Annotated in this window: 15 protein-coding genes and 1 other annotated feature; of the genes, 2 read left to right on the top strand and 13 right to left on the bottom strand. The window is 44.9% G+C overall.

Annotated elements, in window-relative coordinates:
- The coding region (locus PGR14_RS13030; protein WP_270223537.1) for a hypothetical protein at positions 1–238 on the top strand (238 nt) is incomplete at its 5' end.
- Positions 239–298: 60 nt separating this feature from the next.
- On the opposite strand, the gene PGR14_RS13035 is transcribed toward PGR14_RS13030, so the two are convergent.
- The 13 genes from PGR14_RS13035 to proS form a co-directional block, all read right to left on the bottom strand.
- The gene (locus PGR14_RS13035) at positions 299–2,341 is read right to left on the bottom strand and encodes a glycoside hydrolase family 13 protein (RefSeq protein WP_055249031.1); all 2,043 of its coding nucleotides are present in this window, start codon (positions 2,339–2,341) and stop codon (positions 299–301) included.
- Between the two features lie 10 nt (positions 2,342–2,351).
- Positions 2,352–4,169, bottom strand: coding sequence for an ATP-dependent zinc metalloprotease FtsH (gene ftsH / locus PGR14_RS13040; RefSeq protein ID WP_022220226.1), 1,818 nt, complete (start codon positions 4,167–4,169; stop codon positions 2,352–2,354).
- 19 nt (positions 4,170–4,188) lie between these two features.
- Positions 4,189–4,710 carry a hypoxanthine phosphoribosyltransferase gene (gene hpt / locus PGR14_RS13045; protein WP_044998745.1) on the bottom strand — a complete coding sequence of 174 codons (522 nt, stop codon included), beginning with the start codon at positions 4,708–4,710 and terminating at the stop codon, positions 4,189–4,191.
- Complete coding sequence (gene tilS / locus PGR14_RS13050) at positions 4,655–6,103, bottom strand: tRNA lysidine(34) synthetase TilS (protein ID WP_055249029.1); 1,449 nt, start codon at positions 6,101–6,103, stop codon at positions 4,655–4,657. The genes hpt and tilS overlap by 56 nt, the downstream gene beginning before the upstream one ends.
- 19 nt (positions 6,104–6,122) lie before the next feature.
- Positions 6,123–7,541, bottom strand: coding sequence for a SpoIIE family protein phosphatase (locus PGR14_RS13055; protein ID WP_022220223.1), 1,419 nt, complete (start codon positions 7,539–7,541; stop codon positions 6,123–6,125).
- Positions 7,542–7,613: 72 nt separating this feature from the next.
- Entirely contained in the window at positions 7,614–7,937 is a 324-nt protein-coding gene (locus tag PGR14_RS13060; protein WP_008370019.1) for an FtsB family cell division protein, read from the bottom strand.
- Between the two features lie 84 nt (positions 7,938–8,021).
- Positions 8,022–8,366 (bottom strand): spore cortex biosynthesis protein YabQ, encoded by a 345-nt coding sequence (gene yabQ, locus PGR14_RS13065; protein WP_008370017.1) that lies wholly within the window; start codon positions 8,364–8,366, stop codon positions 8,022–8,024.
- An 11-nt stretch (positions 8,367–8,377) separates the two neighbouring features.
- Positions 8,378–8,668, bottom strand: coding sequence for a sporulation protein YabP (gene yabP / locus PGR14_RS13070; protein ID WP_008370015.1), 291 nt, complete (start codon positions 8,666–8,668; stop codon positions 8,378–8,380).
- Between the two features lie 121 nt (positions 8,669–8,789).
- Positions 8,790–9,029, bottom strand: a complete 240-nt coding sequence (locus tag PGR14_RS13075; RefSeq protein WP_022220222.1) for an RNA-binding S4 domain-containing protein — start codon at positions 9,027–9,029, stop codon at positions 8,790–8,792.
- Between the two features lie 78 nt (positions 9,030–9,107).
- Positions 9,108–9,383 carry an HU family DNA-binding protein gene (locus tag PGR14_RS13080; RefSeq protein WP_008370011.1) on the bottom strand — a complete coding sequence of 92 codons (276 nt, stop codon included), beginning with the start codon at positions 9,381–9,383 and terminating at the stop codon, positions 9,108–9,110.
- 172 nt (positions 9,384–9,555) lie between these two features.
- On the bottom strand, positions 9,556–10,551 hold the full coding sequence (locus PGR14_RS13085) for a CotS family spore coat protein (RefSeq protein ID WP_055156190.1): 996 nt from the start codon (positions 10,549–10,551) through the stop codon (positions 9,556–9,558).
- Positions 10,552–10,628: 77 nt separating this feature from the next.
- A complete protein-coding gene (locus tag PGR14_RS13090) occupies positions 10,629–11,957 on the bottom strand; it encodes a CCA tRNA nucleotidyltransferase (RefSeq protein ID WP_022220220.1) in 1,329 nt (442 codons plus the stop codon).
- Positions 11,958–11,969: 12 nt separating this feature from the next.
- Positions 11,970–13,415: a proline--tRNA ligase gene (gene proS / locus PGR14_RS13095; RefSeq protein WP_008370004.1), complete on the bottom strand. Its 1,446-nt coding sequence runs from the start codon at positions 13,413–13,415 to the stop codon at positions 11,970–11,972.
- Between the two features lie 155 nt (positions 13,416–13,570).
- Positions 13,571–13,772 (bottom strand) — a binding site (T-box leader).
- A 118-nt stretch (positions 13,773–13,890) separates the two neighbouring features.
- Here proS and PGR14_RS13100 point away from each other — a divergent pair.
- Positions 13,891–14,583: an RluA family pseudouridine synthase gene (locus tag PGR14_RS13100; RefSeq protein ID WP_207719244.1), complete on the top strand. Its 693-nt coding sequence runs from the start codon at positions 13,891–13,893 to the stop codon at positions 14,581–14,583.
- Positions 14,584–14,601 lie beyond the last annotated feature (18 nt).

The following is a 14,601-nucleotide window of genomic DNA, read 5'->3' on the forward strand; positions in this document are numbered from 1 at the left end:
GGTTCGCCCGGCGGACGTCTTGTACTACCTTTATCATTCTACATCCCCTGCAATCCTTGCATTTCAGAGGCTGTATCTTTTTATTTTAATGAGCGGCTACGCGACTGAGGAACGTCGCCTGACTTTCCGAGGTTCGCCCGGCGGACGTCTTGTACTACCTTTAGCATTCTACATCCGCTGCAATCCTTGCATTTCAGAGCCTGTATCTTTTTATTTTAATGAGCGGCTACGCGCCTGAGGAAAGTCATCAGACTTTCCGAGGTTCGCCCGGCGGACGTCTTGTACTACCTTTATCATTCTACCACTTCTTATTCTTCAGCACGATCGCCGATTTCTTACCCATCATCAGTGAAATATTTCCCTCTTTCACGATATACTCTTCGAATTCTCCAATATACCCATCTTCATAAGAATACATCACTCGCGCCATATTATGTCCTTCGGCAACTTCTGCCTGCCATACCGGAACCCTTACTTCCTTCAGATGATCGGAATTATTGATAATAACCACGATCTGCTCATTCCCCCAGAATCTTCCATAGGCCAGAAGATCCGGTTCTGCTTTCAGCATCTTGATTGATCCCTTTCTGAGAGCCAGAGACTTTCTGTGGATTTGGATCATCTCACGGTAGAAATTAATCAGATCCCGGTTTTCTCTTCCCCACGGATAAGTTCTCCGGTTATCCGGATCCGTGAAACCACAAAGTCCTGCTTCGTCTCCATAATAAAGGGTCGGTGCTCCCGGCCAGGTCATCTGCATGATGATCGCTTCCCGCATAACTGCAAGGCTTACCCCTTCTTCTGCCGCACGCGACCCAAGCTGTCCCACACGGCCAACCTTATGGTTGGTACGCGTCAGGAAACGGGAATGGTCATGGTTTGACAACTGGTTCATCGCCGTCTGAAGTGACGGTGTCATCATATTTGCCATATGATGCTTCATCGCATTCATAAAATGGTCTGCATTTCCGAGAAGATCGTCGCGATATTCATCACTGTGTTTCTCCATCCCGGTCAGAAACCAGGTGACCGGCTCCATAAATGCATCGTAATTCATAACGCTGTCCCATTCATCGCCCTGCAGCCAGTCACTCGGATCTCCATAGTGCTCGGCAAGGATCAGTGCATGTGGATTTGCTTCTTTTACTGCCTTACGAAATTTCTTCCAAAATTCATGATTGTACTCATTGCTTCTTCCAAGGTCTGCCGCAACATCCAGTCTCCAGCCGTCTACATTATACGGCGGTGAAACCCATTTCTTTGCGATACCAAGAACATACTCTTCCAGCTCTTTTGAATCTTCATAATTCAGCTTTGGCAGCGTATCGTGTCCCCACCAGCCGTCATAGCTTCCATTGCCCGGCCATTCATTCTCCCCGGTACGGTGAAATAGAAAATAATTCCGGTACGGACTCTTCGGTGACACAAAAGCACCTACTTCGTAACCATCGGCGCTCTCGTAGATCAGCTCTCTGTCCAGCCATTTATTGAAAGAACCACAATGGTTGAAGACGCCGTCAATGATGATTCGCATTCCCCTCTTATGGAGTTCTTCTACCAGCTTGATGAACAGCCGGTTACTTGCTTCCAGATTCTCTTTTCTGGTAGTTCTTGTCCGGTAACGGTCCGCATGGATATTGTTATTTTCTCCCGGATCTAGAAGCCTTCCTTCATCGACTTCAATTTTACCGACATGCGGATCAATATAATCGTAATCCTGTGTGTCATATTTATGATTAGATGGTGATACAAATAGTGGATTACAATAGACAACTTCTACTCCAAGTCCATGCAGGTAATCCAGTTTATCAATGATCCCCTGGATATCTCCTCCGTAAAATTCCCGTACATCCATCGGCTGCGGATCCCGGTACCAGTCATCTACATGCTGAACCTGTTCTCCAATATAAAAGTACTCTCCCGTCTGTACATCATTATCCGGGTCGCCGTTACAGAAGCGGTCTGTATAAATCTGATACATGACCGCTCCTTTTGCCCAATCCGGTGCCGTAAAGCCCGGCACGATTTTAAAATCATAATAATCCACAAGTTTGCTCTCTGCTCCCCATTTGTTATAGTAGCAGATCTCATTTCCTGATCTGATCTTAAAATGATACCGGAATGGTTTATCTTCTAATTTGTATTTCACTTCATAAAAGTCAAATGCCTTATTTGAGATTACTTTGTTCATTGGAATGCATAGTTCGCGGTTTTCCAGATAGACTTCATCTACGTCGTGAGCTGCTGTACGGAACCACAACTGAAGTTCATCTCCTGCCTCCGGTTCCGGCGGACTCACATACGCCTCTGTTCCATCACAAAACAATGCTTCTTTTTTCATAATCTAGCCTCTATTCTTCAAATAATGCTTCAAATTCTTCTCTTGTAATCTTCTCTTTTTCAAGAAGCAGATCTGCACATTTATAAAGAACAGCTTCATGCTCTTTAATAATGGTCTTTGCACGGTCATAACATTCATCAATGATCCGCTTCACTTCACTGTCGATCGTTGTAGCAACCTGTTCACCATAACCTCTGGAGGTATGACCAAAATCTCTTCCGATAAATACTTCATCATTATCATCTCCATAGCTTACAAGACCAAGTGCTTCCGACATACCGAACTTCGTTACCATGGATTTGGCGTATGCTGTTGCCTGCTTGATATCCTGGGATGCCCCGGTTGTAATATCATCAAAGATCAGCTCTTCTGCCACACGTCCACCTAGTGATACGGTAATATCCTGCAACATCTTTCCTTTGGTATTGAACATCTCATCCTTTTCAGGAAGCGGCATCGTATATCCGGCTGCCCCTACACCGGTAGGAATGATCGACACGCTGTACACCGGTCCTACATCCGGAAGTACATGGAATAAGATGGCATGTCCTGCTTCATGGAATGCAGTGATCTTCTTCTCTTTATCAGAAATTACACGACTCTTCTTCTCTGCACCGATTCCGACTTTTACAAATGCTCTGCGGATATCCTCCTGTTGCAGATACACTCTTCCATCCTTTGCTGCAAGGATCGCAGCCTCATTCAGAAGATTTTCCAGATCAGCTCCGGTAAATCCTGCCGTTGTTCTCGCAACCTGTTCCAGATCCACATCATCCCCGAGCGGTTTGCCCTTGGCATGAACCTGAAGGATTTCCAGGCGTCCCTTTACATCCGGTCTGCCGACCATGACTTTACGGTCAAAACGTCCCGGTCTTAAGATCGCCGGATCAAGAATATCGACACGGTTGGTTGCTGCAAGTACGATGATTCCTTCATTCGCGCCAAAACCATCCATCTCTACGAGGAGTTGGTTCAGCGTCTGCTCTCTCTCATCATGTCCGCCGCCCATACCGGTTCCACGACGTCTTGCCACGGCATCGATCTCATCGATAAAAATAATACAAGGTGCATTTTTCTTAGCATCCTCGAAAAGATCTCTTACACGGGATGCTCCGACACCGACAAACATCTCCACAAAATCAGAGCCTGAAATGGTAAAGAACGGGACACCTGCTTCTCCCGCAATTGCTCTTGCAAGAAGCGTCTTACCTGTTCCCGGAGGTCCTTCAAGAAGGACACCTTTAGGGATTCTGGCTCCTACCTGCGTATACTTCCCGGGGCTCTTGAGGAAATCCACGATCTCTGCAAGCTCTTCCTTTTCTTCCTGCAGTCCGGCAACCTGCGCAAACGTCACATGGTTTTCTTCCTGCGTGCTCATCTTTGCCCTGCTCTTTCCGAAGTTCATCGCTTTTGCATTCGATCCGCCCTGACGATTCATCATCATCACAACAAATACCATGATACCTGCCATCAATATGATCGGAACCAGTGTTGTTGACATCCAGCTGTCCTGCGGGACATTGTCCACACTGTAGGAAATGTCATAAGATTCAAGCAGATCCTCTGCACTGTTGACATCGGATACATGAAGCTGTTCGATATCATCATTCTTCAGCCGGATCTTCAGTGTCCCGGTCGGTGCGACTTTGTTCTGCTTGACCTCTACACTTTCTACCTTCTCTTTTTTCAGATCTTTCTGAAAATCCTGATACGTGTATGCTGTCTGCTGCACACCCGACTGGCTCATAAACCAGTACACACCTGCCAGCACCAGAACACAGAGCAGAATCGAAAGACCACTGATTCCTCTTGTCTTATTATTATTCAAAACCTGCTCCTTCCACCTGTTACATCTCTACACTTCCGATGTACGGTAAGTTTCTATATTTTTGTGCATAATCCAGACCGAATCCTACCACAAATTCATCCGGAATATTAAATCCGACATAATCTACATGTACGTCGCGCACACGACGATCCGGTTTGTCAAGAAGTGTACAAAGCTTCATGCTCTTCGGTCCTCTCTTCCGAAGGATGTCAAGCAGATAATAAAGAGTACGTCCTGAATCTACGATATCCTCAACAACAATTACGTCTTTTCCTTCCAGAGACTCATCCAGATCTTTTGCAATCTTAACGATTCCACTGGACTGGGTTCCGTCACCATAGCTGCTGACACTCATAAAGTCCATTGTTACCGGCACTGTAATCCTTTTTGCCAGTTCACACATAAAGAACACTCCACCCTTTAAAACACAGATCAGATGAACCTGCTTTCCCGCATATTCTTCACTGATTTTTTTTCCAAGTTCTTCAATTCTGGCATTTACTTCTTCTTCCGGAATTAACATTTTCACTTTCTCGGCCATTTAAGGTACCTCCATTTATCGTAATTTCTAATATTTTCGTTGTCTGCTCTGTCACCTGGTATGCCTTGCTCTGCCGGCAGCCCACAATCCATAAAATCTCGCTTCCCTCTGCGATCAGAGGAATTCCGGCACGTTCTGCCACTGGTATTTTTTTATTGATAAAATAGGATTTCAGCTTCTGCCTTCCTCCGCTTTCATCAATTACAATAAAATCGCCAGCCCTTCTGGTGCGTACAGCGACACTCTGTTTTATTATACCATAATCAAACCATTTCGTGTACGTTTTTTTCGGGATCTGGCATCTGCATTCTTCTTTTTCAAAAATACGGTAGGAAATTTCCCATTTCCCGTAAGATATCTTTCCCGAAACCTGCTTCAGATCCAGATTTTTCTCTTCTTCTGCCAATTCCGTGTCCTTCTTTTTCCGCTTCAGTTCAATCCCTTCATAGGTTCTGCATGCACAGACCCCATAAGGAAGATCCAGTCTTTTTCCAACCTGCTTTTCAAACAGTCCCTCCAGCTTTTCTACATGAACCTGCTCCAGATCTTTTTCATGTTCTGCCACCAATGCCAATGCTTTCCGGAGAATCATTTTCCGGATCAGCCGTTCCTGTCGGTGATATGCATCTGCATGGATGCAGATTTTTTCTCCATTTTGGTCAGTACAGATCTGATATGCACTTTCTGTCTGCCGTTCCATATAATCCCAGATCTCCCTAAGCTGATCCATAGACCGGTTCATATGCTCCACGGTTTTTTCATTGATATTTTCTTTAAAATACGGAATCACATGGTTACGGATGCGGTTTCGCATATATGCATCTTCCATATTTGTCGCATCAATGCAGTAAGGCATCTCCCGTCCTTTCAGATAATCCTCGATCTCTTTTCTCCCCACGCAAAGAAGCGGCCGTATATACATCCCATTTACCGGATATATACCGCCGAGTCCCCGAAGTCCGCTGCCGCGGGCCAGATGCAGGAAAAATGTCTCTGCATTGTCATCCTGATGATGTGCCAGTGCGATCCTTGTTCCTCCCCATTCTTCCGCTGCCTGCTCAAATATTTCCCTTCGTGCAGTCCTTCCCGCCTCTTCTTCTGACATCCTGTATTCCACTGCCATTTTCGGAATATCCACCGAAACACTCCTGCATGGGATTTCTTTTTTCTCACACAGTGTCTTTACAAATTCTTCATCAGCTTTTGCCTCTTCCCCACGGATCCCGTGATTCACGTGTACCGCAAGGATCTCAAATCCGATCTTTTTTCGCAGCTCTTCCAGTATCAGAAAAAGGCATACAGAATCTGCCCCTCCGGAAAGACCAACGACAACTTTATCTCCTTTTTCAAGCATCTTCCACTGCCTGATATAGTTCTCTACTTTTTCTAACATGGTAAATTCCTCTCGTCTTTTATCTACTGTAACACATCTTCCAGATTCCCGCCACAAGGACTGTCATATCATCTCCTGCTTTTCCGGCCGCCAGCTCCAGCACCTTATCCAGAATATAATTCGCCAGTTCCTCCGGATTCTCCAGCGGACTTCCCCCAATCATCAGATCCAGTAAATGCTCCTGCTCTCCTGCCGGAAGCGCATCCAGGATCCCGTCCGATACCATGACCACCACATCTCCGGATTCCAACTGTCTGGTTTCCTTTTCACTTTGCTGTCTCTGGATTACCCCCAGCGGAAGACTTTCCGAACGGATATGCTCCACCCCGTCTTTAGTCCGCAGAAATGTCACTGCCGCTCCTGCTTTTACAAACTCACATTTTCCATTATAGAGATCAAAAATGCTCATATCAACCGTAGAAAAGCGAACCTCTTCCCGTCCCATAACAAGAGCCGTATTGATCATGGAAAGTGCAGTTTCCACAGGAAATCCTGCTCCAAGAAGCTCTTCCAGCATTTCTACCAGCATCCCGCTTTCCTGTAGCGCTCTCTCACCAGATCCCATTCCGTCTGACAAAATTGCCGCCTCTTTTCCACCCGGAAGTGTCTTCATAAGAAAACTGTCACCAGATATCTTTTGTCCGTTTTTTCCCATTTTTGCTACACCCTGCAGCACATAATATCCCGGTCCTTCCACACATACAATAGTTTCATACTCCTGTCCCAGAACCTGCCTCTCGTTCTGAGCCGGGCACATCCTTCTCTTAGTACATACTGATAAAAGCTCTGCCGCTTTTCTGGTTGGGATACAGTTTCCCTTCTCACTTTTTACCGTTACATGAATTTCATATCTGCCATGCTCATCCACAAAAAAAACGGAACTCAGCATCCGGATCCCTGCCTTTTTGAAATGCTGCGCAACCTTTTTTGCAAGCGGCGGATCCGTAAAAATACTCGCATCCAGATCTCTCGTCACATGGCAGAGCATGTCCGCAAAAGAATCCAGCTGTGCCGCACATCCCTCACGGCTCTGTACCATCTTATTATTCCACACCAAAATCCTTTTTGCCTCCTGGAAAGTTTCCAGTGATTCTCGTAAAAACCGTGGTGCCTGAATACACTCCCTCTGAAGATGCTGTTTCATCTCTTTATTCAGTTCTGCACCATATCCTTCAATCGTACACAAAAGATCATAAAAAAGCTGCCAGTGTTCTGCCTTCTTTCTCTCCAGGCACTCTGATTTCCTGCTGCATCCTCTGCACACCTTCTCCGTAATCCGATCATACATTTCTGTCATTTCTTCGGGTGTAAAACACTGCTTTTTCGGCTCCATTTTCAGAAACCTGTCTGCCAGATGCCGAAGCGACACTGCCATTTTATCTGCCTGCGTTACATATGGACTTGTGATCACTTGCTCCTCTCTGTATTTAACCTCCATTTGCCACCACCCTCTAAATTTCTATGAATGAAAAAAGCTTCGGGATATTTTCTTCCCAAAGCTTTTCTTACGTTACTGCTGTGCGCGGAACAGAATCTCATTCTCCTTTACAAGTCCCAGCTTCTCTCTGGCGACTTCCTCGATGTATTCATCTGTTCCTACATATTTTTTCAGTTTATTAATTTCTTCTGAGCGTTCTTTTTCCGCATCGATCTGTGTCTGCAGTTCTTCTTCCTGCACCTTATATGCATCATTGCTCTTTTTGAGCGCCATCCCATGTACAATAACCATGCCGCATAATAATATAATAACTGCGGTAATCGCAACAATACTTCTTTTGTGCTTCTGAAGCCCGCTCCCCGGACGCTTTTTCCGGTTCTTCTTTAAGCTTCCCATCTAATCTATTCACCTTTCGCTATCAGTTGATCTTGTATAGCTTCTTACTACCAAACCCATTTAGTCTTCTACAGTGTACCGTTTTTAATCAGATTTATCAACTCTTTTTACTCTTTTTTCACAAATTCGTGTAGAAATCTTTTTGTAAGCTCTTACAAAGACAGCTGAAAGCAGCGCCATCCCGATTGATCCGAGCGCAATCCCCAGTCCGATATACCACCGCAGAACACCATCACTCGTATGATAGATCTGCACAAAAGTATAAACGGAAATTCCTGCCCAGTAACAGGCATCCTCCAGATTGATCAACCACAGTCTGTGAGCAACCAGTCTGCGCAAAACCCTGATCCACAGATAGACTGCCACAATCAGGACACCGGTCAGGATTGCATAGCAGAAAACCCTGATCTCAGTTCCGATACCAGACATTTTTTCTCCTCCTACCGAAACAGTTTTGACAACAGATTTTCTCCGGCTTTTGCTCCCGAATGGATATCCGAATAAGAAATATTGTCAATATTGCCTGCCAGGTCGACCTCCCCTTTTTCAAGATTCAGCCGGTTTACATGCATGTCCGTACCTTTTACCATCAGCATTCCCTGCTCTGTCTCAAGCAGGATTTCGTTTAAATCAAAAGAAAGAACGTCCAGCACTCCCGTTACTGTACCTGTCTTCCGGTTATTGATAACCAGCCTGTGATTCTGAGGTTTTACCAGCTGTCTCTCTTCCATACAAATCCCAACCTTTCCTATACTGTCTTTCTAGTTATTGTATGAATAATATCTGGTAAATATGCCTCGGATCCGCTGCCGGAACAATCTCAAACCACATCTTTTCAGATGTTCCGGAACTTTATAGATAACGGAATAAATCTGCTGCCTCTTCTTTTTTAGTCGTATCTCGCAGATCCAGGACCTCTGCCTTTACAGTCTTGGTTCCAAACTGGATCTCAATGATATCACCTTTTTTTACTTTCGTGGAAGCCTTCGCCACCGCCCCATTGATCAGGACTCTTCCTGCATCACAGGCTTCATTTGCAACGGTACGCCGTTTGATCAGGCGGGACACCTTTAAAAATTTATCAAGTCTCATTTTGATTTTCCCTTCCCGTAATATGAATAAAGCGCAGCCCTTTTCAGACTGCGCCATTTTTCAAAAATGTTCTACAAATTATGCATTAACAGCATCTTTTAAAGCTTTTCCTGCTTTGAATTTCGGAGCCTTGCAAGCTTCGATCTTCATAGTTTTTCCAGTCTGTGGATTTCTTCCTTCTCTTGCAGCTCTTTCGCTTACTTCGAAAGTTCCGAATCCTACTAACTGAACTTTTTCACCTTTTTTCATTTCTTCTGTAACAACATCAACAAATGCTTTTAATACTTTTTCTGCATCTTTCTTTGAAATATCTGCCTGTTCTGCAACTGCAGCTACTAATTCTGTCTTATTCATGACTTACGTCCTCCTGTAAAATATACTCCCGGAACACCCCGGCATTTTGTCTTTTTGCTAGGTTTATTCTGCGTATCCATGCGTTCTGACACGCCCCTTACCCTACATATGTTATATAGGTTTTTACCTTCTTTGTCAAGTCTAAACCCTTAAAATCTAAGAAAACCGAACGCTATATCTGAAACGCAAACAGATTCCGCAAAAACCGCTTTTTTTCTTCTGTCTGTGCGACAGAAAGTGAAAGTTTTTCGACATTTTTTGCAGGAATCCATGCCTTTCCTGAGTGGTAATACGAATTGGTGATCTTCCAGAATTTTTCCGGATAAGCAAGACGGATTGCAAGGTAATCCCGTTCTTTTTTCCCAAGATTATTCACCGAATCATACGCTCTCATCATCCGATATCCAAGCCGTTCATCATAATGATGCTTTTCCATACATTTGCGCAGGAAATAATACAGATCTTCCATCTGAACATCCCGGTGCGCATGTTCAAATCCAGTCACCGCCATGCCCTCCTGACAGACCAGAAGATTATGATAATTATAGTCTCCGTGGACCATATGATTTTCTGCCCCCGCTTCTTTAAAAACACTGTCCAGATCCATATTTTCCAGTATTTTCAGCACTCTGTCTGCCCAAAAATACATCTGGTCATATCCCTTTAAAAATGCGATCTCAAACGGGCTTTTCACACTTCTTCTGCAGACAAATTCCCGAACCTTTCTGAGTTCTCTGTTATGCCTTGCATACTCCTTGATCACCGGATTTTCTTCTCTTCCTGCAAATCCGTTTTCTTCCCCAGCCAGACGCATGCATAGATGGATCCGGGCAAGATTTTCCGCACCGGCGATCAGTTCATTTTCACGTCTGACATCACACTCACGTCCCTGAAACCATTTCTTTAAGATATAGCCTGTTCCATCCTCGGCTTTACTGACATAAGCATCCTCTTTATTAAGCAGAGGCGTATCTACCCATTCAAATCCATTCGCATTTAACTGCTCATATATTTTTGCAAGCGCACAGATCCGACTCTCCTCCATGCGCGTCTCCTTCAAGAGGAGCAGCCCCTTATCTGTATCGCATAAAATAGCACCCCTTACTTTGTGGGTGCCGAATACTTCCATCTGATATTGTGTCAATACACTGATTCCATAATCTTTCATGGCTTCCCCCTGCCGCTTTGTTTTACCGGTCTTTCTAATGTATGCAGGGGGAGACTTAAGTCATGCATGATTTTTGATTATTCCAGTTCTTTTATTCTGGCAAGTAAATATTCCCGTGTATTTTTCTCCGGTTCCTCGATCACTTCCTGTAAAAGTGTCTGGAGTGTCTGACCAATTTTCGGTCCTTTTTCAATACCTGCCGCGATCAGATCCTGACCGTTTACTTTCAGTTCTTTTAAAGAAACACATTGCTTTTTCTCCAGAATCTCCTGGTAGCACTTCTCGATACCAGCCAGATTTTCCAGCTTCTTATCACGCTGATAATCACTCTGTGCCAACGTATCAGCCATCCGTACCTTCATATAATACGGGAACAGTTCCGCACTGATCCGGTTCATTGCGCGGCGTACATGCTTCATCGTTGCAGGCATCCGGTCATCATGATACAGCACCAGCTTTGATACCTTACGCAGCGTATCATTATCGAATTTCAAGCGATGCATGATCGACTTTGTGAGTTCTTCGCTGACGTATGCATGCCCTTTAAAATGTGCCGTCCCATCCGGATCGACCGTTTTTCGTGCCGGTTTCCCCGTATCGTGAAACAGCATTGTAAGACGCAGCACTTTATCTGCCGGAATATTCATCAGCGCATGGATCGTATGCTCACCTACATTATAACAGTGATGCAAAGTTTCCTGCGTTGTTTCCATCATTGCATCGAATTCCGGGAGGATCACCTTTGTGATCCCAAGCTCATATGCATCCTGGATCTTTTCCGGATGATCGGAGATCAGAAGCTTTACAAGCTCTGTCTGGATACGTTCTGCACTGATATAGGAAAGATTTGGTGCAAGTTTTCGGATTGCCTGTCTGGTCTCTTTCTCAATCTCAAATCCAAGCTGTGCCGAAAAACGGATCGCCCTCAAAATCCGCAGGGCATCCTCCGAAAAACGTGCCTCAGCATTTCCCACACAACGGATCACACCTTTTTTCAGATCCTCCATCCCATGAAACAGATCTACCAGTCCGTCCTGTTCATTGTACGCCATCGCATTGATCGTAAAATCCCTGCGCAGCAGATCCTCTGACAGACTTCTGGTAAACTGCACTTTACTCGGATGCCGGTTGTCTTCGTATTTCCCGTCAATCCGGTATGTCGTCACTTCAAATCCTTCTCCATTTAAAAGCACCGTAATCGTTCCATGCTCGATTCCGGTGTCAAAAGTTCTGGCAAATAATGACTTTGTCTCTTCCGGCGCTGCCGATGTTGTGATATCCCAGTCACCCGGCACACGTCCGAGAAAAGAATCCCGGACGCAGCCGCCGACTGCATATGCCTCAAAGCCATGTTTTTGTAATGTAGTTATAATTCGATTCACCTTTTCAGGTAACTGAATTTTCATATACATTCGCTCCTAGTATGCTTTTCCAAAATAAACAACATGTTTAGCCTGTTTGCCACAGAAAATACAGGTATCTCCGTCTTTTACCTGATCCTCTTTGCAGATACAGCGGGTGGTTGCTCCACCTGTTGCTGCCTTGATCTCATCTTCACATTCTGCGCTTCCACACCATTTTGCTTTGATGAATCCACGTTTGGTGTTGAATTTTTCATTCATTTCATCCATGGTTTCAGCAAAATCAATGTGGCTGTCAAGGAATGCTTTTGCACGGTCATACATATCCTTCTGGATTGTTTCAAGGATCTCGCCAAGTTTTGTCTCGATCTCATCTAAAGAAACAACGATCTTTTCTCTTGTATCACGACGTACAACAACAACCTGGTTCTGTTCGATATCCTTTGGTCCGATCTCGATACGTGTCGGGATACCAAGCATTTCCTGCTCACTGAATTTCCATCCAGGGCTCTTCTCAGAATCGTCGATCTTCACGCTGTAGCCAGCTTTTTTCAGTCTCTCTGTCAGTTCATTTGCTTTTTCAAGAACGCCTTCTTTGTGCTGTGCGATCGGAATGACTCTTGTTTGAACCGGTGCGATTCTCGGTGGAAGAACAAGTCCGCTGTCATCACCGTGAACCATGATCAGGGCTCCGATGATACGTGTAGACAGTCCCCATGAAGTCTCATATACGCTGTGAAGTTCATTGTTCTTATCCAGATATTTGATGTCAAATGCATCCGGGAACGCATTTCCGAAGAAATGGCTGGTTGCAGACTGAAGTGCTTTTCCGTCATGCATCAGAGCTTCTACGGTGTAAGTGTCCTGTGCACCTGCGAACTTCTCGCTCTCTGTCTTCGGACCTGATACGAACGGGATTGCAAGGGAATCACGGATCAGTTCCTGATATACACGAAGCATGGTCAGTGTTCTCTGTTCTGCTTCTTCATAAGTTGCATGAATGGTGTGTCCTTCCTGCCATAAGAATTCTCTGGAACGAAGGAACGGTCTGGTTGTCTTCTCCCAGCGAAGTACCGAACACCACTGATTCCATACTTTCGGAAGGTCACGGTAAGACTGTACGGTTCTTGCCCACAGGTCGCAGAACAGAGTCTCCGATGTCGGACGGATGCACATTGGCTCCTGAAGAGTCTCAAGACCACCTTTTGTTACCCATGCAACTTCCGGTGCAAATCCTTCGATATGATCACTTTCCTTCTGGAGAAGGTTCTCCGGGATCAGCATTGGCAGATATACGTTTTCAACACCTGTCTCTTTAAATCTCTTGTCAAGGTCTGCCTGGATCTTCTCCCAGATTGCATATCCATTTGGAAGATAATTAAGACATCCTTTTACACTTGAATAATCACAAAGCTTTGCTTCTCTTACAACGTCGGTATACCACTGTGCGAAATCTTCATCACGAGAGGTAATCGCCTGTACAAATTTCTTTTCCTTAGCCATTGATAAAGTTCTCCTTCTCTTCATTTTTGATTTTATAAATAAGGTTATCATAAAACCAGAAGATGCTGCTCTCTGCAGCCTCTGCCGGATGCAGGGGATTCAGATCAGACATGCTTTGCCCGTAAAATAAAAAACACCAAATCTTCATGCCCCTGACAAGGGACCGAAAATTCGGCGGTACCACCCTAATTAATCGTATTACGATTCACTTCATTACCCGTTAACGCCAGGCATACGCCACACTTTTCATGCGGAACTCCAAGGTCGGTTCTATAATTTCCATGTAGCTTCCTCCCACCAGCCAGAAGCCTCTCTGTGCCACTTTCATCATATACTAGTCCTCTTCATCGTCAAATCTCTTCGATTTACTATAGAGTTTAATTGAGATTTTCGGATTTGTCAACCCAATTGACAAGCCCTTTCCGTTATGTTTTAATCAAAGAAACAAAATTTTCGCATATGGGGAGGAATTATTTTGCAAACACCTGAAATTCTATATGAAGACGACCAGATTCTGGTCTGCCACAAACCTGCCGGTGTTCCCGTGCAGACAAAAAAGATCGGCACACAGGACATGGAGAGCATTCTGAAAAATTATCTGTTCATCCATTCTTCACATCATGCCGGACATAAGCCACCTTATCTTGCCGTGATCCACAGACTGGATCAACCGGTTTCCGGCATCCTGGTTTTTGCCCGAACACCTGCGGCTGCGAAAAATCTGAACCAGCAGTTACAGAACGATCAATTCGAAAAATACTACCAGGCTGTAGTATGTGGAGCCCTTCCGGACTCCGGCACTCTGACCGATTATCTGGTAAAGGACGGCCGCACCAACACCTCCCGCATCTGCAGTAAAAATACACCCGGTGCCAAAAAAGCTGTCCTTTCGTATGAAATACTGGAAACTTCCGAAGTGACTGGCTTATCCGTTGTTCAGATCCATCTCGGAACCGGACGCCATCACCAGATCCGTGTCCAGATGGCAGGTGCAGGCGCACCACTCTGGGGTGACAACAAATATAACCCGGAATTTGTAAATAAAAGAGGATATTTCCCGATTGCACTGCGGGCTTTCCGGCTTTCTTTTTGCCATCCGACCACCGGAAAACGCATGGAATTTGAAGTCCCATGTAACTGGGAACAGTTGGAAACAAAAGCAGATTAGCCTGCAAATAAAAAGTCA

This window comes from Coprococcus sp. AF99-45, from assembly GCF_027663865.1.
Lineage (GTDB): Bacteria > Bacillota > Clostridia > Lachnospirales > Lachnospiraceae > Allocoprococcus > Allocoprococcus comes.

Bases quoted from the DNA above. Each gene is read 5' to 3' on its own strand.
- PGR14_RS13090 (WP_022220220.1), bottom strand. From the start codon at position 11,957: ATGAAAATTCAGTTACCTGAAAAGGTGAATCGAATTATAACTACATTA.
- PGR14_RS13085 (WP_055156190.1), bottom strand. From the start codon at position 10,551: ATGAAAGATTATGGAATCAGTGTATTGACACAATATCAGATGGAAGTA.
- PGR14_RS13035 (WP_055249031.1), bottom strand. From the start codon at position 2,341: ATGAAAAAAGAAGCATTGTTTTGTGATGGAACAGAGGCGTATGTGAGT.
- hpt (WP_044998745.1), bottom strand. From the start codon at position 4,710: ATGGCCGAGAAAGTGAAAATGTTAATTCCGGAAGAAGAAGTAAATGCC.
- PGR14_RS13055 (WP_022220223.1), bottom strand. From the start codon at position 7,541: ATGGAGGTTAAATACAGAGAGGAGCAAGTGATCACAAGTCCATATGTA.
- PGR14_RS13080 (WP_008370011.1), bottom strand. From the start codon at position 9,383: ATGAATAAGACAGAATTAGTAGCTGCAGTTGCAGAACAGGCAGATATT.
- tilS (WP_055249029.1), bottom strand. From the start codon at position 6,103: ATGTTAGAAAAAGTAGAGAACTATATCAGGCAGTGGAAGATGCTTGAA.
- proS (WP_008370004.1), bottom strand. From the start codon at position 13,415: ATGGCTAAGGAAAAGAAATTTGTACAGGCGATTACCTCTCGTGATGAA.
- PGR14_RS13060 (WP_008370019.1), bottom strand. From the start codon at position 7,937: ATGGGAAGCTTAAAGAAGAACCGGAAAAAGCGTCCGGGGAGCGGGCTT.
- yabP (WP_008370015.1), bottom strand. From the start codon at position 8,668: ATGGAAGAGAGACAGCTGGTAAAACCTCAGAATCACAGGCTGGTTATC.
- yabQ (WP_008370017.1), bottom strand. From the start codon at position 8,366: ATGTCTGGTATCGGAACTGAGATCAGGGTTTTCTGCTATGCAATCCTG.
- PGR14_RS13075 (WP_022220222.1), bottom strand. From the start codon at position 9,029: ATGAGACTTGATAAATTTTTAAAGGTGTCCCGCCTGATCAAACGGCGT.